Raw genomic sequence first — 21,902 nt, forward strand, 5'->3', positions numbered from 1 at the left:
CGGGCGTCTCAGTCGTGACGCCGGGCGCTACCCTCGTCCTTCAGGCTGAAAGGGTTGAAGTGGGTTCCCTCATCGTAGATGTCCACGCCCTCGCGGCGCTTGAGGAAACCCACGACCGCGTAGGTCAGCGGCGTGAACACCACCTCGACCGTCACCTTCATCAGCCAGTTGAATGCGATCACCTTGACGATGGTCTGGCCTTCCCAGATGCCGATGAAGGCGATCGGGTAAAAGGTGAGGCTGTCCACACCTTGGCCAACCAGGGTGGAGCCAATGGTGCGCGTCCACAGCAGGCGGCCGCGGGTGAGCAGCTTCATCTTGGCCATCACGAAGGAATTGGCGAAGTCGCCGATCCAGTACGCCACCAGCGAGGCCAGCGCGATCCGCCAGGTGCCGCCGAACACGACCTCCAGCGCCGGTTGCAGCTGCGCGTTGAACGGCTCGGAGGGGCTGGCCGGCATGCGCAGGATCACCTGCGACATGGCGGTGGCGAAGATCATCGCGCCGAACCCGGCCCAGATCGCGCGCCGCGCCCGCGCGTAGCCGTACACCTCGGTAAGCACGTCGCCGAAGATGTAGCTGATCGGAAAGAACAGGTTGCCGGCGCCAAAGGTGAGCGCGCCCAGCAGCGGCAGCGTCACCGTGCACACCTTGGCCGGACCGATCAGGTTGGAGCACAGCAGCACGGCGACCATGCCGCCGACCAGCAGGTCGTAGTAGCGGAAGCCGCGCAGCGGCGCGGCGGGCGGTGCAGACGCGGACATCGGTTCCCCTTGCGGACGTGGCGACGGCGCAGCATAGCCGGGCGCTGCGCCGGCGGGCACGGCCGGGGGCGATCTGTCGCGACCGGCTAGTTGATGACCTGCACGCCCTTCCAGAACGCCACGCGGCCGGCGATCTCTTTGGCCGCCTCCTTGGGCGCGGGGTAATACCAGGCGGCCCCGGCGTTCACCGCCTCGCCCACCACCACGTCGTAGTAGCTCGCGGTGCCCTTCCACGGGCAGCTGGTGTGGCGGTCGCTGTCACGGAAGTGCTCGCGCACCAGCGCCTCGGCGGGGAAGTAGTGGTTGCCCTCCACCACCACGGTGTCGTTGCTCTCGGCGAGCACGGTGTCGTTCCAGATCGCACGCATGTCAGTCGTCTCCCAGATCCTGGCCCGGAAAAAGCACGTCGGTGAAGCCGAAATGGCTGAAGTCGGTGATCCGCGAGGGGTACAGGCGACCGATCAGGTGATCGCACTCGTGCTGCACCACGCGCGCGTGGAACCCTTCGGCCCGGCGGTCGATCGGCTCGCCCGCCGGGTCCAGCCCGCTGTAGCGGATCATGCTGTAGCGACTGACCATGCCGCGCAGGCCCGGCACCGACAGGCAGCCCTCCCAACCCTCGTCCATGTCCTGCGAGAGCGGCATGATCACGGGATTGAGCAGGATCGTGCGCGGCACCTCCGGCGCCTCCGGATAGCGTTCGGCGTGCTCGAAACCGAAGATCACCAGTTGCAGGTCCACGCCGATCTGCGGCGCGGCAAGGCCGACCCCGTTCGCGTGCTGCATGGTCTCGAACATGTCGTCGATCAGCGTCTGCAGTTCGGCGCTGCCGATCATCGCGTCGGGTACCGGCGGGGCGATGCGCAGCAAGCGCGGATCGCCCATCTTGAGGATCTCGTGGATCATGACTGGCTCTCGCAGCGGGGACCCCATGTGACTGTGGCCGACGCGGGGGATTGCAAGGGCGCCGCGGCTAGCGGCTGCCGAAGACCTTCTTCAGCAGGTCCGTCGTGCGGGCGGCCGGATTCTCGCGAATCGACTGCTCCTGCTCGCCGATGATGGTGAACAGGCCGTCCATGGTCTTGCGCGTGACGTAATCGTCCAGGTCCAGCGCGCTGCCGCCAGCGGACTTGCCGCCGATCCCGCCGAGCGACCCGAGCACGTCGCCGAGTGCGCCGCCGCTGCCGGAGGTGAACGCCTTGTACTTCTGGGTCACCCCGACGCTGTCGGTGGCCTGCGCCACGATTGGACGGATGCGCGCGGACAGCGCGTCGCCCGCCACCCGGCGGAAAAAGTCCGTCGCCGCGTGGTCCCCGCCGGCCAGGATCCCGCGGGCGTCGTCGAGGGTCATCTTGCGGATGGCATCACCAAAGATGTCCGCGACCTGCGGCACCGCCTTTTCGGCCGCACGATTGAGGCTCAGCTCGAATGCATCGACCTTGGCGCCCTGCCCCAGCTGCCGCGCCAGCTCGCCGGCCTGCGCGAGCTTGCCGGGCAGCGGTATGCGCACCTTCTCGTTGTTCCAGAAGCCGCCGTCGCGGCCGAGCGAATTGATCGCGCGGGTCGTGCCTTGGGCCAGGGCTTCCTTCAGACCGGCAGCGATATCGCTGCCGGGCAGCGAACTGGCGCTGCGGCCATCGGTGCGGTCCTGCGCGGCCTGCCGGGCCTTGTTCAGCAGGTCCTTGAACTGGCCTGCGCCGGTGGCGGGAGCGCTGGCAAGCAACAGGCCGCTGCCCAGGGCCAACCCGAGCAGTGCAAGGCGAGGCGTGTGGCGCATGGCGTGCTCCCGAGGCTGGCGTGGTGACAGTGTAGCGGCGTCCTGCCGGTGCCAGCGCGGCGCTCGGGAGCATTCGACCAATGGCTAATGGGCGATCGCGGCTGCGACCATTGACCGCCCCCGTCGCGGGGGCGACCCTTGGGTTATCCCTGAAGGAGACACCCGCGATGAATGCCAGCGCGACACCTGCACCCAGCCCGGCAGGGAAAATCCTGTGGGCCGCCATCGCCATCATCGGCGCCTTCTGCCTGGGCGTGGTGGCTCTGCGGCGCGGCGAGCCGATCAATGCGATCTGGCTGGTAGCCGCGTCGATCTGCGTGTTCGTCATCGGTTACCGGTTCTACGGCACGTTCATCAACAACAAGGTGCTGCAGCTGGATCCCAGCCGCGCGACGCCGGCGGTCCTGCGCAACGACGGCCTGGATTACGTGCCGACCGACAAGTGGGTGGTGTTCGGCCACCATTTCGCCGCGATCGCCGGCGCTGGACCGCTGGTAGGCCCGGTGCTCGCCGCGCAGATGGGTTACCTGCCGGGCACGCTGTGGATCCTGTTCGGCGTGGTGTTTGCCGGCGCGGTGCAGGACTTCATGGTGCTGGGCCTGTCGCTGCGCCGCGACGGCCGCTCGCTGGGCAACATGCTGCGTGACGAACTGGGTCCGGTGCCGGGCATCGTGGCGATGTTCGGCGTGCTGGTGCTGATGATGATCGTGCTGGCGGTGCTGGCGCTGGTGGTGGTCAAGGCACTCACCCACAGCCCCTGGGGCCTGTTCACGGTGGCCGCCACCATTCCGATCGCGCTGCTGATGGGCGTCTATCTGCGCTGGTTCCGTCCAGGCCGCATCCTGGAGGTATCGATCATCGGCCTGGTGCTGCTGCTGGGTTCGATCTGGATGGGCAAGGCGGTGTTCGACTCGCCGGTGTGGGGCCCGATGTTCGATTTCGACGCCAAGCACCTGGCCTGGATGCTGATCGGCTACGGCTTTTTTGCATCGGTGCTGCCGGTATGGCTGCTGCTGGCGCCGCGCGATTACCTCTCGACCTTCCTAAAGATCGGCACCATCGCGCTGCTGGCGCTGGCGATCTTCCTGGCCGCGCCGACGCTGCAGCTGCCGGCCGTGACCAGGTTCATCGACGGCACCGGCCCGGTCTTTGCCGGCAACCTGTTCCCGTTCCTGTTCATCACGATCGCCTGCGGTGCGGTGTCGGGCTGGCATTCGATCATCGCCTCAGGCACCACGCCCAAGCTGCTGGCCAATGAGGGCCAGGCACAGATGGTTGGCTACGGCGGCATGCTGATGGAGGCCTTCGTGGCGATCATGGCGCTGGTGGCGGCGGCGTCGCTGCATCCGGGCGTGTACTTCGCGATGAACTCGCCCAGCGCCCTGCTCGGCACCACGGTCGAAAGCGCGGCTACCGCGATCAGCCAGATGGGCTTCGTGGTGACACCGGACCAGCTGCTGCAGACGGCCAAGGACATCGGCGAAAACTCCATCCTCAGCCGCGCCGGCGGTGCGCCCACGCTCGCCGTGGGCATGGCCCAGCTGCTGCACGGGATCATTCCCGGCGAGAGCATGATGGCGTTCTGGTACCACTACGCGATCCTGTTCGAGGCGCTGTTCATCCTCACCACGGTGGACGCCGGCACCCGCGTGGGACGCTTCATGATCCAGGAGATCGCCGGGCTCGTGCACAAGCCGCTGCAGCAGACCGAGTCGTGGACCGGCAATCTGGTGGCCACGGTGATCTGTGTGGCGCTGTGGGGTTACTTCCTCTACCAGGGCGCGGTAGACCCGTTGGGCGGCATCAACACCTTGTGGCCACTGTTCGGCATCGCCAACCAGATGCTGGCCGCCATCGCCCTGATGCTGTGCACGGTGGTGGTGGTCAAGCTCAAGCGCGAGCGTTACATGTGGGCTCCGGGCGTTCCGGCCTTGTGGCTGATCATCTGCACGCTCACCGCGGGCTACGAGAAGCTGGTCGGCCCGATCAGCTTCACCGCCGCGGCCAACAAGTACGCCCAGGGCATCGCCGACGGCAAGTTGATCGCCCCGGCAAAGACGGCCGAGGAAATGCAGCGCATCGTCACCAACAATTACGTGGACATGACGCTCACCGGACTGTTCATGCTGCTGGTGGTGGCGATGGCCCTGTTCGTGCTGCGCGCGATCCTGCGGGCGATGAAGGCCAACCAGCCCACTGCGCACGAGGAGCCCTACGTGGCGCTGAGCACGGTGCCGCAGTCATGAGTGCCGCGGTTGGCGCATCCCGCCGCGGACACGTGCGTCCCTGGCTGCACAGCGCATGGAAGTGGGCGGTGCAGACGGCCCGCCTGTGTTGCGGCGTGCCCGACTACGACGTCTACGTGCAGCATCTGAAGCGGCATCATCCCGAGCGGGCCATTCCCAGCTACGAGGCGTTTTTCCGCGAGCGCCAGGCCGCGCGCTATCGCGGTACGGGCGGGCGCTGCTGCTGAGAGTCGTCTGGCGACCATGCAACCAAGGCCACGCCGGCGACGGCGTGGCCTTTTCATTTGCGACCACAGTGCGTGATGACGTGGCGATGCGGTTCGGCAACCGCCACAATCGGTATCCCCCGCGCTTCGGCTTCCCCTCAGGTGAACAGACCTCTTCACGCCTCGCGCGCGAACGACGCGACGCCCGAATCCGCCCATCGGCTCGGGCTGCGCCTGATCGCCAGCTACAAGATGCTGCAGGCGCTGGGGCTGCTGGCGGCGGCAGGCGCAGCGTTCCACCTCAAGCGCCAGTACAACCTCGATCGGCTGTTGGGTTGGCTGGCGCACCTCTCGCTGAGCGAGTCGGACGGCATCAGACAGCAGCTGATCGAGCTGTTGAGCACGATGGGACCGCACCGCTTCGTGCTGATCGGCGCGGTGGCGCTGGGCTACGCGGCGCTGTTCGCGATAGAGGGCATCGGCCTGTGGATGCGCAGACACTGGGCCGAGTGGTTCACCGTGATCGCCACCGGCTCGCTGATCCCGGTGGAACTCTATGAGGTGGTACAGCACGCCAGCGCACTCAAGTTCGCTGTGCTGCTGGCCAACGTGGCGATCGTGATCTATCTGGCCCGCATCGCCATGCAGCCGCACCACCGGCACTGAGCCGGCTGCGTCAGCGACCGGCGCGCCATTCGTGCGCGAGCAGGCCGTAGAGTTCGGTGTCGGCGGGCGTGCCATCGATCAGCCAGCGCTCGCGCAGCAGTCCCTCGCGCTGGAAGCCGATGCGTCGGAGGCTCGCCGCCGATGCACGGTTGGCCGGATCGATGTCGGCCTCCAGTCGGCGCAGCGCGAGCGTGTCGAACAGCCAGCCGGCGAAGCGCGTGAGGGCCTCGTGCATCAGGCCGCGACCCCAGCATTCACGCGCCAGCGCATAGCCGATTTCGCCCCGGCGATTGGCGGCGCTGAGGTTGAACAGCGACAGCGTGCCGATGATCCGCGGCGCCTCGATCATCTCGATGCCGAGCCGCAAGGCGGTGCCGTCCTGCCGCGCCGTGGCGTCACGCGCCAGCATCGCCTGCGCTTCGGCAAGGCTCGTCCAGCACGGATGGCTCCAGTAGCGCACGACTTCGGCATTGCCGAAGATCGCCAGCAGGTCGGGCGCGTCCTCCGGTTGCATGATGCGCAGACGGAGCCGATCGGTGGTCAGCGGCAGGCCGGGAAATTTGTCCATGCGAAGGGCCCGCTCAGCGCGTGTCGGCTGAGGCAGCATCTGCCCGGGTTTGCCGCAGCGCGGCCAGCAGCGCCGGCAGGCCTGCCATATCGTCGAACGCCTGCTGCGCGCCCGCCTCCAGCAGGCGCTCGGCCGGCAGGTGCGCGGCGTAGCCGAGCACCGTCATTCCGGCTGCCACGCCGGCCGCGATGCCGGTGGGCGAATCCTCCACCACCACGCAGTGGCCGGGGCGAGCTCCGCACGCCCGCGCCGTGTGCAGGTAGATATCCGGCGCGGGCTTGCCGTGTACCACGTCGTCGATACAGAACCAGCGGCCCTCGAATCGCGGCAGCAGCCCGGTGGCACGCAGCGTGATCTCCATCTTTACGCGCAAGCCATTGGAGGCGATGGCGCACGGCGTCTCGACGCGCTCGAGCATGTCCGCCACCCCGGGCATGAGCGTCACCTCGCTCGCCAGCGCAGCGCGGCTGCGCTCGCCGTAATGCGCCTCGAACTCGTCCGGCAGCGGACGCCCGAGCAGCTGCTCGGCGCGGCGCACCGATTCGGCGGCGGTGCGGCCGTAGAACTGCTCGGTCATGTACTGCTCGCTCACCTGCAGGCCGAGCTCGCCCAGCATCTGCGCGAATACCCGGTTGGTGATGCGCTCGCTGTCGACCAGCACGCCATCGCAGTCGAAGATCAGCAGATCCAGTGAAGCGGGCACATGGCTCATCGTTGGCGGGCTCCATGGTGAGGATGCCGCACATTGTTTCATGCGTCGCCATCGGCCCGTGACGATGGCCAAAAAAAACCGCCCGGCAAGGATGCCGGACGGTATGTCGATGGTGGGCCGTCCGAGACTCGAACTCGGGACCAATAGATTAAAAGTCTACTGCTCTACCAACTGAGCTAACGGCCCGCGTGACGCGGTTGCGCAATTAAACGCAAGCCGGCAATTTTAGGGAGTGCTCGCCAGCGGCACAAGCGACATCCTCACACGTAGCGGGTGGGATCGCTCAACCCGGCTTCACGAAAACCCTGGGCGCGCAGCCGGCACGCATCGCAATGGCCGCAGGCCCGCCCATCGGCATCGGCCTGGTAGCAGCTGACGGTCCGGGAAAAATCGACGCCCAGCCGGGCACCTTCGCGCGCAATATCGGCCTTGCTCATGCGCATCAGCGGTGCGTGGATGCGAAGACCAAGCCCCTCCACTCCGGCCTTGGTGGCCACGTTGGCCAGCTGTTCGAACGCTTCGACGAACGCCGGGCGGCAGTCCGGGTAGCCGGAGTAATCCACCGCGTTGACGCCGCACCAGATGTCTCGGCTGCCAAGCACCTCGGCCCAGCCCAGCGCGATCGACAGCATGATGGTGTTGCGCGCTGGCACGTAGGTCACCGGAATGCCCGGCGCATCGCTGTCCAGCGGTACGTCGATGTCCGCGGTCAGGGCAGAGCCGCCGATGCTGCGCAGGTCGATAGTCACGACCTTGTGCTCGACCGCCCCAAGGGCATGCGACACCTCGGCCGAGGCCTGCAGCTCCGAGCTGTGGCGCTGGCCGTAGGCGACGCTCAGGGCGTGCACGCGATAACCCTGCTCGCGGGCGAGAGCAATGGTCACTGCCGAGTCCATGCCCCCGGAGACGAGTACAACGGCCTTGGGAGAAGAATTGTCGTTCATGGTTGCGATTCCTGCGGAACGGCCGGTCACCGGCCGGTGAGCACGCTACCGGCAGCGGGCCGATGCGCGGGGTGAAGCGGCGCGGCGGGAGAGGAGAAGCGGGCAGCGAGGCGAACGCGGTGCCGGACGCTGCCGGAGGCTGGCTCTCGCTCGCGCGCCGGGTCAATCCCCACCCTCAGTGCCCCGGAGCGTCGTTCCAGAGCAGCTTGTGCAATTGCAGCTGAAAACGCACCGGCAACCGGTCGGCAATGATCCATTCGGCCAACTCGCGCGGCGACACCGCGCCATGCACCGGCGAGAACAGCACCATGCAACGCTGCTCCAGCGCATGGTCGGCCACCACGCCGCGGGCCCACTCGTAGTCGGCGCGGCTGGCAACGACGATCTTGACCTGGTCATGCGGCAGCAGATGGTCGAGATTCGACCACAGGTTGCGGGCACTCTCACCGGAATCGGGCGCCTTCAGGTCCATCACCTTGCGCACGCGCGGATCGACCGGCGCCACATCGAGGGCGCCCGAAGTTTCCAGCGACACCTCGTAGCCGGTATCGCACAGCCGCTGCAGCAGAGTCACGCAGCGCTTCTGTGCCAGCGGTTCGCCGCCGGTCACGCAGACATGGCGCACATCGTGCCGGGCGACTTCGGCAAGGATCTCGTCGATCGCCTGCCAGCCGCCACCATGGAAGGAATACTCGGTATCACACCACACGCAGCGCAGCGGGCAGCCGGTGAGCCGCACGAACACGGTACGCCAGCCGATGGCATCGGCCTCGCCCTGCACGGAGTGGAAGATCTCGGTGATGCGCAACCGCTCGGCGGTTCCTGCGCCCGGGCGGGCCTCGGCCACGCCCGTATCGATGTCGCTCACCGCAAGGGCCTCAGTTGACCGACGACTGCAGCTGGATGCGGTTCAGACGCTCCTGCGCAAGGCTGGCCGCCTTGGTGCCCGGATACTTGCTCACCACGTTCTGCAGCGTGGCCTTGGCGGCTTCCGGCTGCTTCAGCTCCGACTGGGTGTAGCCCACCTTGAGCAGGGCGTCAGGCGCCTTGTCGCTCTGCGGGAACTGGCTCAGCAGCCGCTGGAATGCCTCGAGCGCGATCGGGTAATTGGTCGTGACGTAGTACGACTCGCCGAGCCAGTACCATGCATTGGGCGCCAGCGCGCTGTCCGGATGCTGCTGGATGAAGTCGCGAAAGCCGCGCGAAGCGGTGGCATAGTCGCCGCCGCGCAGTGCCTTGAACGCCGTGTCATAGGCGGCCTGCTCGTCCGCGCCGGCAGGGGTTGCCTGCGGAGCAGCAGCGGCATTCGCCCCGTTAGCCGGGCTTGCAACTTGCGTTGCCGGCGCGGCCGGAGTGTTGCCGGCATCGGCACCGGTCGTCGGTGCCGCGTTTGCCGTGGTTCCCGCCTGGCCCTGAAGCCGGCCAAGGCGTGAATCGAGATCAATGTATTGCGCCTTGCTCTTTTCATCCAGCTGCTGCAACTGATGCTGGAGCTCCTCGATCTGGCCCTGCAGCTGCTGCACCTGCGACTGCAGTTGCTGCACCTGATTGACCATGCCGACGCCGCCCCGATCCTGGTTCTGCGCCTGTTGCTCGAGCCGCGAGACACGTTCGGCGAGACTGAGGCGGGAATCCTGTGCCAGGGCCGGGAAAGCCACCAGCATGGCGGACGCAATCGCGCCCGCCATGCCGATCCTGGCTGCAAAGCTGTTAGCCAGTTTCTTCTTCATTACTGCGCCGTGTAGACGATCTCGACGCGACGGTTCTTGCTCCAGCAATCCTCGTTGTGCTCACGGCACACCGGCTTTTCCTTGCCGTAGCTCACCACGTTCAGCTGACCAGCCGAACCGCCGGCCGCCTGCAGCGCGTCGGAGACGGCATTGCCGCGGCGCTCGCCGAGGCCGAGGTTGTACTCGCGGGTACCGCGCTCGTCGGTGTTGCCTTCGAGACGGATCGCCGAGCTCGGGCGGTCCTGCAGGTACTTGGCGTGGCACGCCATGATCTGCTGGAACTCCGGCTTGATCTCGGTCTTGTCGAAATCGAAGTAGACAACGCGCTGACGCAGGCAGGCGTCGGTGTCCAGATCGGCAGGCGTGTACTTGCCGTCGTCCTGGGCGGGCTGGGTCATGGGCTCGGGAGCCGGAGCCGGGGCAGCCGGCTTGACTTCCTGCTTCTTGGAACAGGCGGCCGCGCCAACACACAGCAGGGCGACCAGGGCGACGCGAACGGTCTTATTCATGGTGACGATCCTTCAAACGGGTTTGAGTTCCGACAGTCAATGACGATTGCGGTTTCGGGACAGCATTTCGCCGGTGGTCCGGCTGTTGTTTTGACTAACAAGTCGGCATGGCGGGTTGCCTCGCCATCGACTGACAGATCGCCGCAAAGCCACTGCGACGACCCTAAACCGAAGGGACGCCTGAGCGTCCCCACGGACCCACTCCGTGGGCATCCGTTCCGGCCAATGATCGACCGACTCGGAGAATTCAACGCTGCCGGAACGGACCCCATGCCGGCTCGCGGACATCGCCATCGGAAAGCACGAGGCGCTGCCTGACCAGGCCGTCGGCCGACACGGCATAAAGCACGCCGCGACGGCCTTCGGTTGCGGCGTACAGAAGCATGCTGGCGTTCGGTGCGAAGCTGGGCGACTCGTCGATGGGGCCCGGCGACAGGAATCGCACCTGTCCGCCCAGACTCTTGTCCATGACAGCAATACGATACACGTTCCCGTTGCCCTGCACCATGGCGATCTGCTTGCCGTCGTAGCTGACCGACGCCTCGGCGTTGTTCTGCCCCTGGAAGCTGATTCGCTCCGGCGCTCCGCCGGTGGCGGACATCTGGTAGACCTGCGGCCGGCCGGACCGGTCGGAGGTGAAGTACAGGCTTTGGCCATCGGCAGCCCAGCTCGGCTCGGTGTCGATCGACAGGTTGGTGGTCAGGCGCGTTTCCTTGCGGCTGGCCATGTCGAGCACGAAGATTTCCGGATTGCCCACGTACGACAGCGAGACGGCGAGCTTGCTGCCGTCCGGCGACCAGGCGGGCGCCCCGTTGATGCCCTTGGAGTGGGACTCCACCAGCTGGCGCGACCCGGTGGTGATGTCCTGGACGTAGACGTTGGAATTGCCGCTTTCGAAGGAGACGTACGCGATCTTCTTGCCGTCGGGCGACCATGACGGCGACAGCAGTGACTCGCGCGAGCGCGCCACGACCTGCGGGTTATAGCCGTCCGAGTCGGCGACGATCAGCGAATAGGTGGTGTTGTTACCCAGCCCCACCGCGGTGATGTAGGCAATGCGGGTCCAGAACGCACCGCGCACGCCGGTGATCTTTTCATAGATCTGGTCGGCAATCTGATGGGCGACACCGCGCAGATCCCCGGCCGGCACGGTGAAGGACTGTGCCAGCAGGCTCTGCTGCTTGTTCACGTCCCACAGCTCGTAGTCGATCTTGAGCAGGCCACCACCGGCGTCGTTGATTCGCCCGACGGTGATGTAGTCCTGCTTGAGCAGACGCCAGGTGGCGAACTTGATGTCAGCGCCAGCGGTGGGGAATTCCACGATTTCGCTCTTGGCGAGCGAGCGGAATTTGCCGGAGCGGTTGAAGTCCGCCCGGATCACTTCCGCCACGTCGGTCGGCAGCGGCGCGCCGCCGTCCTGGGCGAAGGGGACCACTGCAATTGGCGTGGCGGTCTTGACGCCCCCGACGATGTCCACGTTGAGCGACTGCGCCCCCGCGGGCGACACCGCCAAGGCGGCGAACAGCAGCATGGCAAGAGCGAGAAACACGTTGGGTTTGCGCATGGACTTGATCATTGCGGCCTGAAGGTGAAGGTGAGATCACGCTGGAACACGCTCTCGAAGCCCTGATAGGGCAACGGTTGCGCACGCAGCACCGCGTTTTCGACCGACCGGCGCCCCGCCTCGTCGTACGGGCAGCTGCTGTCGACCTTAGCGCTCATCACGTCGCCGCCAGGCAACTGGGTGATATGCACGACACACGGGGTGTTCGGCATGTTATCCGGGCGCAACCAGTTCTGGGTGACCGCGTTCTGAACCGCCGCGAGGTAGCGCCCGAGCAGCCCGGTGTCCGGGCCGTTGGTGCCGGTCTGGCGCTGGTCTGCCTTGGGCAGGTCGGCCTGGCCGTCCGCCTTGGCGTCCTTCAGGTCGGCCAGTTGCTGCTCGGCCTGGCGCTTGCGGCTGTCCGCCTTGCGCGTCGCTGCCTGGGCCTTGTCCAGCTTGGCGAACAGGTCGTCGATCTTCTTGCGCTCTTCTTCTTTTTTCTTTGCCGCCTGGGCGTCCAGTTCCGCCTGACGCTGGCGCTGCTTTTCTTCCTGCTCCCGCTTGGCGTCCTCGGCTTTCTGCATGGCGTCGGCAACCACCTTCTCCTGATCGACCACGTCCGGACGCTCGGGCGGCGGTGGCAACGTCTTGACCTCCGGCGCCTGCACTACGGGCTTGGGCGGCGGCACCGAGGGCGGCGGCGGCACGGTGGCGGGCACCGGTTTGGCCTTGCTGGCCTCGGGCGGGGGACTGCCGGTGGGCCCGATCAGCACGGCCTCGATCGGCTGACCCGGCAACTCCAGCGGCTGGGCGCAGGCGATCGGATTCCAGCCAGCCGGCAGGTGCAGCAGCTCGAACCACTTTTCGAAGGTGGAACAGGGCAGAACCGCCAGGTAGAGAAACGCCACGATGCCGAGGTGCAGGATCGCCGCCAGCACGACCGCTTTGGGCGTGCGCTTACTTTCGTCCATCGGGCGCGCTCGTCCCCTGCTGTGGCTGGCTCATCAGACCGACCTTGGCAACGCCCGCCTGCTGCAACTCGCTCAGCACCTGATAGACGCCGTCGTACTTGCCGTCGCGATCGCCGGCGACCAGCACGCTGACCTCCGGGTTGGCCTTCACGAAGGCGCCGACCTTGGCCTTCATGGTGTCCACGTCGATCGGCTCCTTCTTGGCGGTGCCGAGCGTGAGGAACAGCTGGCCATCGGCGCCGACGGAGATGATCACCGGGTCTTTCTTGTCCTGCAGCGAGCGCGCATTGGCCTGGGGCAGGTTCACGTCGACGTTGGATTTGAGGATCGGCGTGGCGACCATGAAGATGATCAGCAGCACCAGCATCACGTCGATGTAGGGCACCACGTTGATCTCGGATTTCAGCTTGTGCCGCTTGCGGTGGGTCGATCGCATGGCCAGCGCCTCAGTGGCCGTCGTCGGACTGGATCTGCCGCTGCAGCACCGAGGAAAACTCTTCCTGGAACACCTCGTAGCGGGACGCGACGCGCTCCACCCGGGTGGCGTAGCGGTTGAAGGCCCACACGGCGGGGATCGCGGCAAACAGGCCCATGGCGGTGGCGATCAGTGCCTCGGAGATGTGCGGCGCAACCACGGCGATGGTCACGTCCTTCATTTCGCCCAGGCCCTGGAAGGCCCCCATGATTCCCCACACAGTGCCGAACAGGCCCACGTAAGGACTGATCGAACCGACGTTGGCGAGGAACTCCAGGTTGCGCTCGAGCAGGCCGATCTCGCGGGTGCCGGCTACACGCATCGCGCGCTCGGAACCCTCGATCACCACGCGCATGTCGTTGGTCTTGCGCTGGCGCTGGCGCGCGAACTCGCGAAAACCGGACTCGAAGATGTTCTCCATGCCGCCGTTCTCGCCGCCGCCGTTGCTTACCTCACGGAACAGCTGCGCCAGGTCGCCGCCGGACCAGAAGCGCTCCTCGAAGGCTTCGGCGTTTTCCATCGCCGCCTTCATCTGCGAGTACTTGCGGATGATGATGACCCAGGACATGAAGGAGAACGCCAGCAGCACGAGCATCACCAGCTGTACCGGCAGGCTCGCTTCCGCGACCAGCTTGAAAATATTCAGTCCACCGTTCATTGCTTGGGAAATCTCCGCGGAAGAGGATCAGGAAGTGAAGCCGGGGATGGCGTCGTCGGGGATCCGCACCGGCACCATCCGCTCGACATCCACGCACGCCACGCGTACCTCGGCCGTGATGAGCCCGGTACCGTCGTTGCGCTGGATGGCCTGGCCGAAAAGGATACTGGCAGCGCGACGTTCTTTGACTTCCACTGTTACGTCCAGTTCATCGTCCAGCAGGGCAGCGCGATGGAAATCGATCCGCATCGCCCGCACCAGGAACGCCAGGCCGGTACGCTGCTTGAAGGCCGACTGGTCCACCCCGAGGCTGCGCAGCCATTCGCTGCGGGCGCGCTCCATGAAGCGCAGATAGCTGGCGTGATAGACCACGCCACCGGCGTCGGTGTCTTCCCAGTAGACGCGGACGGGCCAGTGAAAGGGGGTCATGAATCGCTCCTCGAACGGGATGATCGCGGCAGCCACCGGCAGCTTCGACGGCGGCGCTCGGCCCGCAGCGGGCTCAAGGCTCGCCGGGTTCCGCGGCAAACAGGTCCGCGGCCAGCGCCTGGCGCGCCGGCGGGACCAGCCCCAGATGGCGCCAGCCCTTGGCGCTGGCCATGCGGCCGCGCGCGGTGCGTACCAGGTAGCCCTTCTGGATGAGATATGGCTCCACCACATCTTCCAGGGTGCCGCGATCTTCGCTCAGTGCCGCCGCCAGTGACTCCACGCCCACCGGGCCGCCATCGAAGTTTTCGATGATCAGGGTGAGCAGGCGACGGTCCAGCTCATCGAACCCCTGCGGGTCGACCTTGAGCATGCCCATCGCCGCCTGCGCTGCCTCCAGCGTGATGACGCCGGCAGCACGCACCTCGGCATAGTCGCGCACCCGGCGCAGCAGCCGGTTGGCGATACGCGGGGTGCCGCGGGAGCGGCGGGCGATTTCCTGCGCTCCGTCCACCTCGCAGCGGATGCCGAGAATATGGGCCGCTCGCCGCACGATCGCGGTGAGCTCGTCGGCGGTATAGAACTCCAGCCGCTGCACGATGCCGAAGCGGTCGCGCAATGGCGCGGTAAGCATGCCGGCCCGCGTGGTGGCCCCGATCAGGGTAAACGGCGGCAGGTCCAGCTTGATCGAACGGGCAGCCGGACCCTCGCCGATCATGATGTCGATCTGGAAGTCTTCCATCGCCGGATACAGCACTTCCTCGACCACCGGCGACAGGCGGTGGATCTCGTCGACGAACAGCACGTCGTGCGGCTCGAGATTGGTCAGCAGCGCAGCCAGGTCGCCGGCGCGCTCGAGCACCGGGCCGGACGTGGAGCGCAGGTTCACGCCCAGCTCGTTCGCAATCACGTGGCTGAGGGTGGTCTTGCCCAGCCCGGGCGGGCCGAAGATCAGCACATGGTCGAGCGCGCCGCTGCGGCGCTTGGCCGCTTCGATATAGATGGAAAGCTGCTCGCGCACCGCCTCCTGGCCGAGGTATTCATCCAGCCTGCGGGGCCGGATGGTCGCCTCCAGCGCGTCGTCGTCGAGCTGGGCGGCAGCGGTGATGATGCGATCAGTCATGCGGGCATTATGGCAGGCCGCAACGCGGCCGTAGGAGCGCTGCCCGGAGCGCGGTGCCCTGCCAACGGGCCGGACCCGGAGCCATCGCGTAAAGGGTGCGCCACTGCCACCGTGATCGTGCCGGTCCGAACCGGCCGCTCAGATCTCCACCTGGGCGCCCAGCTCGATCAGGCGGTTGCCGGGAATCTGGAAGAACGCCGTCGCCGGCATCGCGTTGCGCGCCATGAACGCGAACAGCTTGTCACGCCACAGAGCCATGCCGGGTCGACGCGCATCGGCCACGATGTTCTCGCGCGACAGGAAGAACGTGGTGTCCATCAGGTCGAACGGCAGTCCACTGCGCGAGCACGCCGCCAGCGACAGCGGGATGTTCGGATCCTCGGCAAAACCGAAGCGCAACGTCAGGCTGTAGAAACCGCCCCCGAGTTCTTCCAGCAGGATGCGTTCTTCCGCTTCGGCCACCGGAGTTTCCAGCGTCTCGGCGGTCAGCAGCACGTTGCGCTCGTGCAGCACCTTGTTGTGCTTGAGGTTGTGCAACAGCGCATGCGGCACGGCATCCTGGTTGGCAGTGAGGAAGACCGCCGTGCCCGGCACCCGCAGCGGCGGGTGCTCGCCGATGTTGGCGATGAATGGCTTGAGGGCCAGGCCCCCCTGCTTGATCTCGCGCACCACCAGATCGCGGCCGCGCCGCCAGGTGGTCATCACCACGAACATGATCAGGCCCAGCACCAGCGGGAACCAGCCGCCCTGGAGAATCTTCAGCGTGTTGGCGCCGAAATAGCTCAGGTCGATCGCCAGCAGCGCGATGGCCGTGACCAGCACCAGCGGCCGGCTCCAGTGCCACATGCGCCGCGCCACGATCATCACCAGCACCGTATCGATGGCCATGGTGCCGGTCACCGCGATGCCGTAAGCACCGGCCAACGCGTTGGATGATTGGAAGCTCACCACGGTCGCGATCACCGCCACCATCAGCGCGCGATTCACCCACGGCAGGAAGATCTGCCCGATCGCCTCGCGCGAGGTATGCACCACCTGCATGCGCGGCACGAAGCCGAGCTGGATCGCCTGCCGCGTCACGGTGAACGCGCCGGAGATCACGGCCTGCGAGGCGATCACCGTGGATGCCGTGGCAAGCGCGATCATCGGGTAGAGCGCCCAGGTAGGCACCGAGTGGTAGAACGGATTGTCGATCGCCGCGGGATCGACCAGCAGCAGGCCGCCCTGGCCGTAGTAGTTCAGCAACAGCGCCGGCATCACGAAGAAGAACCAGGCGGCGCGAATGGGAAACCGGCCGAAGTGGCCCATGTCGGTGTACAGCGCCTCGGCACCGGTCACGCACAGCACCACCGAGCCCAGCGCCAGCGCCGAAGCGGCGCCGTGGGTCATGAAGAACTGCACCGCATACCAGGGATTCAACGCGTAGAGCACGCCTGGCGCCTGGATGATGTTCCACACGCCGATCACGCCCAGGCTGAGGAACCACAGCACCATGATCGGACCGAACACCGCGCCGACCTTGGCCGTGCCATGGCGCTGCATCCAGAACAGACCCAGCAGCACGGCGACCGTCACCGGCACCACCCAGTGCGACAGCCCCGGGGCAGCCACCTCCAGGCCTTCCACCGCGGACAGCACCGAGATCGATGGCGTGATCACGCCGTCGCCGAAGAACAATGCGGCGCCCAGCAATGCCATCAGCACCACCAGCTTGCGCATGCGCGTGGACTGGCCGACCGCGCGCTGGGCCAGGGTCATCAGGGCCATGATGCCGCCTTCGCCCTTGTTGTCCGCCCGCATCACCAGGCTGACGTATTTCACGGCCACCACCATGATCAGCGACCAGGTCACCAGCGACAGGATGCCCAGCACGGTGGCCGGCCGCGGATGCAGGCCGTGCTCGGGCAGGAAGGTTTCGTGCATGGTGTACAGCGGGCTGGTGCCGATGTCGCCGAACACCACGCCGATGGCGCCGAGGATCAGGGCGCGGCGGCTGCCGTGGGATCCGGTGTCGCCGTGCGACTCGCCCGCGGCGGATACTTGCGGTTGCTCGTTCATGGGGCTCCTGACTGCCTAGCCGCCGAGGGCGGCGCGCAGTGCCTTGCGAATGATGGCTTCGGCGCTGTCGCCGTCGGCGGCGACCTTCTGCACCAGCCGGGTGACTTCCACCGGCTTGTAGCCCAGTTGCTGCAGCGCGACCGTGGCTTCGCCGGCAGCGTCCAGCGGTGCGCCGGCGCTCGCCGGCATCCCCGGCAGGCTCACCGTGAGGCCGTCCACGCGATCGCGCAACTCCACCACGATGCGCTCGGCGGTCTTCTTGCCGATACCGGGGATCTTGGTCAGCGCCACCACGTCGCCGGCATGTACCAGCCGGGCGAAGTCCGCGGTGGATGCGCCCGAGAGCACCGCCAGCGCAATCTTGGCGCCGATGCCCGAGACCTTGAGCAGGTTGCGGAACAGCGTGCGCTCGGTCTCATGCATGAAGCCGTACAACGCGACGCTGTCTTCCTTCACCGCGTGATGGGTAAGCAGGGTCACTTCCTTGCCGGTGGCAGGCAGGTCGTAAATGGTCGACATCGGCGCCTCCAGCTCGTAACCCACGCCACCGACGTCGATCAGAAGCCACGGCGGCTGCTTGGAAACGAGGGTGCCGCGCAGGCGACCGATCATCGCCCGCGCCTCCAGGCCGTGCGCGGAATCCCCACGCGGGCGAGGCTGGCGCGGGTGTGTGCGTGCGTGACGGCGATGGCCAAGGCATCGGCGGCATCGGCCTGCAGCGGGCCCTTGAGCCCCAGCAGGATGCCGATCATGTGCTGCACCTGGGTCTTGTCGCCGCGACCACTGCCGACCACGGACTGCTTTACTTCGGTTGCTGCGTACTCGTGCACCACGATCCCCTGACTGACCACCGCACAGATCGCAGCGCCCCTCGCCTGCCCGAGTTTCAATGCCGAGTCGGGATTGCGCGCCATGAACACGCGCTCGATGGCGCACTCGTCCGGCTTGTGGGCGGCGATGATGTCACACAGCCCGTCAAAGATGCGTTTCAGCCGCAGCGGGAACGTCGCCTCGCCGGCCACGGCCAGCGCACCGTGATACACGTGCGACAGCTTGCCCTGGGCGTCGACATCCAGAATGCCCACACCGGTACGCTGACTGCCCGGGTCGATGCCGAGGATGCGGGTCATGGCAAATGGCGGGCGCAGCGGCAGGCCGTGACGGCCGGTGCCCTGGCCTACCCGGCGGCCTCGGCCGGCAGCGCGGCGTTGTGATAAACCTCGCTGACGTCGTCCAGCGCATCGAGCCGCTCGAGCAGGTCGTGCAGGGTTTCGAGCGCATCGTCGGGCACCGCCACGCGGTTGTTCGGGCGCATGACCACGCCGGCATGGGCCGACTCCAGCCCTGCACCGATCAGCGCCTGCTGCACCGCTTCGAAGCTTTCCGGCGCGCACACCACGGTGCTCTCGCCGTTCTCGTTGATGACGTCGTCGGCACCGGCTTCCAGTGCCGCCTCGAGCACCTTTTCCTCGGCCGCCTCATCGCCGCCGGTGGCGAACACCAGCTCGCCGCAGCGGGTGAACTGGAACGCCACCGAGCCGCTGGTACCGAGGTTGCCGCCGTGACGCGTGAGCGCGTGGCGCACGTCGGCCACGGTGCGGGTGGGGTTGTCGGTGAAGCACTCGATGATCAGCGCGATGCCGGCCGGGCCGTAGCCCTCGTAGCGCAGCTCTTCCATGTGGGCGCCGCCGTCGGCACCCGAGCCGCGCTTGATCGCGCGCTCGATGGTGTCCTTGGTCATGTTGGCTGCCAGCGCCTTGTCCACCGCCGCGCGCAGCCGCGGGTTGGCGGCCGGATCGGCGACTCCGGCGCGGGTCGCGACGGTGATCTCGCGAATCAGCTTGGTGAACACCTTGGCGCGCTTGGCGTCTTCGGCGTTCTTGCGACCTTCGATGGACGGGCCTCTACCCATGACTTTGCACAACCTGGCGTGTGAGCGAACGCGGAATTTTACCCCATCCACCGCGGTGCAGTGGAAGCCAGCCGTGCGGGTCAGGACGACGGGGTCGCCGGCATGCTGGCGTCGGCGAACCGCCCCGAGCGCAGGAAGCGGGCGGTCAGGCGCGCCACGTCGGCGGAGAACAGCAGCCCGGTGTGGCTGGTGTCCACCACGCAGTGGTCGGCCAGCCCCGGCAGACGGGTCTCCGCCACCGCCACGGTCCCGTCGTGCTCGCCCTCGATATGGGCCAGCACGGCGCCCAGCCCGATCGGTGAGCGGCCCGCGATCATGCCGACTTCGCGCGGACCGTCCCAGCACTCGTAGCCTCTTTCCAGCAGCTCGCGGTTGTGGCCCAGCAACGCCTCGCCGCTGCGGCCTAGGCCGGAGAATTCGCGCGCCGCAGCACTGCCCATCAATGGCGACCCCAGGCACACCACCCGCCCGCCCGGCAGCGCCGGCGCGCGGCAAACCTCCAGTGCCAGCAGCCCGCCCAGGCTATGCCCGACCAGGTGCACCGCCGCCGCCTGCTCGCCCAGTTCGGTGATGCGCCCGTGCAGCTGCTCCAGGATGCGCTCCTGGGTGTTGGCGACACTGAGATAATCGAAACGATGGACGCGAAAACCCGCCTCCATCATGCGTCGGTGCAGCATGGCCAGGGCGAAGCCGCGCATCCACAGCCCGTGCAGCAGGATCACGTGCTCGATCATCGCCGGGCGGTTCCGCGGCCGCATGTCCCCACGGACGCTCGCGCAGCGAGCGGTCGACGAGAGGTCGGGGTGGCCCGGGAGACGCGCATCAACCGCCCCGGGCCGGCTCCGTTGCCGCCACGGCCACGTGCAGCTCCTTCAGTTGCGGCGCACTGACCGGTGACGGCGCATCGGTCATCAGGTCCTGCGCGCTGGTGGTCTTGGGGAAGGCGATCACGTCGCGGATCGACTCGGTGCCGGCCATCAGCGCGGCGATGCGGTCGATGCCGAACGCCAGGCCACCGTGCGGCGGCGCGCCGAACTTCAGCGCCTTGAGCAGGAAGCCGAACTTCATCTCGGCCTCCTCCGCGCCGATGCCCAGCAGCTCGAACACCGCGCTCTGCATGTCGGGGCGATGGATACGGATCGAGCCGCCGCCGATCTCGTTGCCGTTGAGCACCATGTCGTAGCCGCGGCTCACCGCGTTGGCCGCGTTGGCCTTGAGGGCGGCGATGTCGTCGACCTTGGGCGCGGTGAACGGGTGATGCAGGGCGACGAAGCGCTGCTCCTCCTCGTCGTATTCGAACATCGGGAAGTCGGTGACCCACAGCGGCTTCCAGCTGTTCTCGACCAGGCCGCGGTCCTTGCCGACCTTCAGCCGCAGCGCGCCCATGAAGTCGGTGACCGCCTTCCACTTGCCGGCGCCGACGAACACGATGTCGCCGGTCTGCGCGCCGGTGGCCTTGAGCAAACCGTCCAGCGCCGCGTCGTCGAGGAACTTGGCCACCGGCGAGTTGATGCCCTCACGGCCCTTGGCCAGGTCTTCCACCTTGAGCCACGCCAGGCCCTTGGCGCCGTAGCGGGCGACGTACTCGGTCAGCGTGTCGATCTCCTTGCGCGACAGCGTGGCGGCCTCGGGCACGCGCAGCGCGGCGACGCGACCGGCCGGATCGTTGGCCGGCTCGGCGAACACCTTGAACTCGACGTGCTTCAGTGCGTCGGCCACGTCGACCAGCTCCAGCGCAATGCGCAGGTCGGGCTTGTCCGAGCCGAATCGGCGCATCGCCTCTTCCCAGGTCATGCGCGGGAAGGCGGCGTCCAGCTCCACGCCCTGCACTTCGCGGAACACGTGGCGGATCAGCTCCTCCACGAAGTCCTGCACGTCCTGCTCTTCGACGAACGCAAACTCAAGGTCGAGCTGGGTGAATTCCGGCTGGCGGTCGGCGCGCAGGTCCTCGTCGCGGAAGCAGCGGGCGATCTGGTAGTAGCGGTCGAAGCCCGCCATCATCAGGATCTGCTTGAACAGCTGCGGCGACTGCGGCAGCGCGTAGAACTGGCCGGCATGCACGCGGCTGGGCACCAGGTAGTCGCGCGCACCTTCCGGCGTGGCCTTGGTCAGGATCGGCGTCTCGATGTCCTGGAAGCCGCGCTGATCAAGGTAGCGACGCAGCTCCTGTACCAGCTTGATGCGCTTGCGCATCATCGCCTGCATCTCCGGGCGGCGCAGGTCGAGGTAGCGGTAGGTCATCCGCATGTCCTCGTTCGGGTTCTCGTGCAGCGCGAAGGGAAGATCCTTCGCGGCGTTGAGAATCTCCACCTTGTCGGCCAGCAGCTCGACCGTGCCGGTCTTCAGCTTGTCATTGGCGGCGAGCCGTGCGCGGACCGTGCCGGTGACGCGCAGGCAGTACTCGTAGCCCACCTCGCCCGCCACCGCGAACGCGCTGGCGTTCTCGCGCTCCACCACCACCTGGGCCAGCCCTTCGTGATCGCGCAGGTCGATGAAGGCGACGTGGGACTGCAGGCGGGTCTTGTTGACCCAGCCGCATAGCGTGACGGTCTGGCCGACCAGGGACTCGTCGATGAGTCCGCAGTAATGCGTGCGCATGCGCTTGAAACTCCGG

The 21,902-nt window shown here is 67.0% G+C and carries 25 protein-coding genes and 1 tRNA gene; 3 read left to right on the forward strand and 23 right to left on the reverse strand.

Annotated elements, in window-relative coordinates; translation table 11 throughout:
- Positions 1 to 8 precede the first annotated feature (8 nt).
- From VFG40_RS13730 to VFG40_RS13745, 4 genes are all read right to left on the reverse strand, one after another.
- Positions 9 to 764 (reverse strand): queuosine precursor transporter, encoded by a 756-nt coding sequence (locus VFG40_RS13730; protein WP_324898429.1) that lies wholly within the window; start codon positions 762 to 764, stop codon positions 9 to 11.
- Positions 765 to 850: 86 nt separating this feature from the next.
- The gene (locus tag VFG40_RS13735; protein ID WP_324898431.1) at positions 851 to 1,132 is read right to left on the reverse strand and encodes a DUF427 domain-containing protein; all 282 of its coding nucleotides are present in this window, start codon (positions 1,130 to 1,132) and stop codon (positions 851 to 853) included.
- Position 1,133: 1 nt separating this feature from the next.
- Complete coding sequence (def, locus tag VFG40_RS13740) at positions 1,134 to 1,670, reverse strand: peptide deformylase (RefSeq protein ID WP_324898433.1); 537 nt, start codon at positions 1,668 to 1,670, stop codon at positions 1,134 to 1,136.
- A gap of 67 nt (positions 1,671 to 1,737) precedes the next feature.
- On the reverse strand, positions 1,738 to 2,541 hold the full coding sequence (locus VFG40_RS13745) for a DUF4197 domain-containing protein (protein ID WP_324898436.1): 804 nt from the start codon (positions 2,539 to 2,541) through the stop codon (positions 1,738 to 1,740).
- 167 nt (positions 2,542 to 2,708) lie between these two features.
- Here VFG40_RS13745 and VFG40_RS13750 point away from each other — a divergent pair, with 167 nt between their 5' ends.
- From VFG40_RS13750 to VFG40_RS13760, 3 genes are all read left to right on the forward strand, one after another.
- A complete protein-coding gene (locus tag VFG40_RS13750; protein ID WP_324898438.1) occupies positions 2,709 to 4,787 on the forward strand; it encodes a carbon starvation CstA family protein in 2,079 nt (692 codons plus the stop codon).
- Entirely contained in the window at positions 4,784 to 5,014 is a 231-nt protein-coding gene (locus tag VFG40_RS13755) for a YbdD/YjiX family protein (protein ID WP_324898441.1), read from the forward strand. The genes VFG40_RS13750 and VFG40_RS13755 overlap by 4 nt, the downstream gene beginning before the upstream one ends.
- 141 nt (positions 5,015 to 5,155) lie before the next feature.
- Complete coding sequence (locus tag VFG40_RS13760) at positions 5,156 to 5,659, forward strand: DUF2127 domain-containing protein (RefSeq protein ID WP_324898443.1); 504 nt, start codon at positions 5,156 to 5,158, stop codon at positions 5,657 to 5,659.
- A 10-nt stretch (positions 5,660 to 5,669) separates the two neighbouring features.
- Here the strand turns inward: VFG40_RS13760 and VFG40_RS13765 are convergent, their stop codons facing one another.
- The 19 genes from VFG40_RS13765 to aspS form a co-directional block, all read right to left on the reverse strand.
- Positions 5,670 to 6,227, reverse strand: coding sequence for a GNAT family N-acetyltransferase (locus VFG40_RS13765; RefSeq protein ID WP_324898445.1), 558 nt, complete (start codon positions 6,225 to 6,227; stop codon positions 5,670 to 5,672).
- 13 nt (positions 6,228 to 6,240) lie between these two features.
- A complete protein-coding gene (locus VFG40_RS13770; RefSeq protein ID WP_324898447.1) occupies positions 6,241 to 6,939 on the reverse strand; it encodes an HAD family hydrolase in 699 nt (232 codons plus the stop codon).
- Positions 6,940 to 7,049: 110 nt separating this feature from the next.
- A tRNA-Lys gene (locus VFG40_RS13775) sits at positions 7,050 to 7,125 on the reverse strand.
- A 74-nt stretch (positions 7,126 to 7,199) separates the two neighbouring features.
- Positions 7,200 to 7,883 carry a 7-cyano-7-deazaguanine synthase QueC gene (queC, locus tag VFG40_RS13780; RefSeq protein ID WP_324898449.1) on the reverse strand — a complete coding sequence of 228 codons (684 nt, stop codon included), beginning with the start codon at positions 7,881 to 7,883 and terminating at the stop codon, positions 7,200 to 7,202.
- Positions 7,884 to 8,058: 175 nt separating this feature from the next.
- Positions 8,059 to 8,742 carry a 7-carboxy-7-deazaguanine synthase QueE gene (gene queE / locus VFG40_RS13785; protein ID WP_324898649.1) on the reverse strand — a complete coding sequence of 228 codons (684 nt, stop codon included), beginning with the start codon at positions 8,740 to 8,742 and terminating at the stop codon, positions 8,059 to 8,061.
- Positions 8,743 to 8,761: 19 nt separating this feature from the next.
- Positions 8,762 to 9,613: a tol-pal system protein YbgF gene (gene ybgF / locus VFG40_RS13790; protein WP_324898451.1), complete on the reverse strand. Its 852-nt coding sequence runs from the start codon at positions 9,611 to 9,613 to the stop codon at positions 8,762 to 8,764.
- The gene (gene pal / locus VFG40_RS13795; RefSeq protein ID WP_324898453.1) at positions 9,613 to 10,122 is read right to left on the reverse strand and encodes a peptidoglycan-associated lipoprotein Pal; all 510 of its coding nucleotides are present in this window, start codon (positions 10,120 to 10,122) and stop codon (positions 9,613 to 9,615) included. The genes ybgF and pal overlap by 1 nt, the downstream gene beginning before the upstream one ends.
- 247 nt (positions 10,123 to 10,369) lie before the next feature.
- Complete coding sequence (gene tolB / locus VFG40_RS13800) at positions 10,370 to 11,686, reverse strand: Tol-Pal system beta propeller repeat protein TolB (protein WP_414649301.1); 1,317 nt, start codon at positions 11,684 to 11,686, stop codon at positions 10,370 to 10,372.
- Between the two features lie 8 nt (positions 11,687 to 11,694).
- Positions 11,695 to 12,636: a cell envelope integrity protein TolA gene (gene tolA, locus VFG40_RS13805; RefSeq protein WP_324898455.1), complete on the reverse strand. Its 942-nt coding sequence runs from the start codon at positions 12,634 to 12,636 to the stop codon at positions 11,695 to 11,697.
- On the reverse strand, positions 12,623 to 13,072 hold the full coding sequence (gene tolR / locus VFG40_RS13810) for a protein TolR (protein WP_324898457.1): 450 nt from the start codon (positions 13,070 to 13,072) through the stop codon (positions 12,623 to 12,625). The genes tolA and tolR overlap by 14 nt, the downstream gene beginning before the upstream one ends.
- 10 nt (positions 13,073 to 13,082) lie before the next feature.
- The gene (gene tolQ / locus VFG40_RS13815) at positions 13,083 to 13,769 is read right to left on the reverse strand and encodes a protein TolQ (RefSeq protein ID WP_324898459.1); all 687 of its coding nucleotides are present in this window, start codon (positions 13,767 to 13,769) and stop codon (positions 13,083 to 13,085) included.
- A 27-nt stretch (positions 13,770 to 13,796) separates the two neighbouring features.
- Positions 13,797 to 14,198 (reverse strand): tol-pal system-associated acyl-CoA thioesterase, encoded by a 402-nt coding sequence (gene ybgC, locus VFG40_RS13820; RefSeq protein WP_324898461.1) that lies wholly within the window; start codon positions 14,196 to 14,198, stop codon positions 13,797 to 13,799.
- A 73-nt stretch (positions 14,199 to 14,271) separates the two neighbouring features.
- Positions 14,272 to 15,318: a Holliday junction branch migration DNA helicase RuvB gene (ruvB, locus tag VFG40_RS13825; RefSeq protein ID WP_324898464.1), complete on the reverse strand. Its 1,047-nt coding sequence runs from the start codon at positions 15,316 to 15,318 to the stop codon at positions 14,272 to 14,274.
- Positions 15,319 to 15,456: 138 nt separating this feature from the next.
- The gene (locus tag VFG40_RS13830) at positions 15,457 to 17,376 is read right to left on the reverse strand and encodes a potassium transporter Kup (RefSeq protein ID WP_324898466.1); all 1,920 of its coding nucleotides are present in this window, start codon (positions 17,374 to 17,376) and stop codon (positions 15,457 to 15,459) included.
- A 15-nt stretch (positions 17,377 to 17,391) separates the two neighbouring features.
- Positions 17,392 to 17,988: a Holliday junction branch migration protein RuvA gene (gene ruvA / locus VFG40_RS13835; protein WP_324898467.1), complete on the reverse strand. Its 597-nt coding sequence runs from the start codon at positions 17,986 to 17,988 to the stop codon at positions 17,392 to 17,394.
- Positions 17,985 to 18,506, reverse strand: a complete 522-nt coding sequence (gene ruvC / locus VFG40_RS13840; RefSeq protein WP_324898471.1) for a crossover junction endodeoxyribonuclease RuvC — start codon at positions 18,504 to 18,506, stop codon at positions 17,985 to 17,987. The genes ruvA and ruvC overlap by 4 nt, the downstream gene beginning before the upstream one ends.
- A gap of 47 nt (positions 18,507 to 18,553) precedes the next feature.
- Positions 18,554 to 19,288 carry a YebC/PmpR family DNA-binding transcriptional regulator gene (locus tag VFG40_RS13845; RefSeq protein WP_324898473.1) on the reverse strand — a complete coding sequence of 245 codons (735 nt, stop codon included), beginning with the start codon at positions 19,286 to 19,288 and terminating at the stop codon, positions 18,554 to 18,556.
- 80 nt (positions 19,289 to 19,368) lie between these two features.
- The gene (locus VFG40_RS13850) at positions 19,369 to 20,022 is read right to left on the reverse strand and encodes an esterase/lipase family protein (protein WP_324898475.1); all 654 of its coding nucleotides are present in this window, start codon (positions 20,020 to 20,022) and stop codon (positions 19,369 to 19,371) included.
- An 88-nt stretch (positions 20,023 to 20,110) separates the two neighbouring features.
- Entirely contained in the window at positions 20,111 to 21,886 is a 1,776-nt protein-coding gene (gene aspS / locus VFG40_RS13855; protein WP_324898477.1) for an aspartate--tRNA ligase, read from the reverse strand.
- Positions 21,887 to 21,902 lie beyond the last annotated feature (16 nt).

The organism is Dyella sp. (genome assembly GCF_035685805.1).
Lineage (GTDB): Bacteria > Pseudomonadota > Gammaproteobacteria > Xanthomonadales > Rhodanobacteraceae > Dyella_A.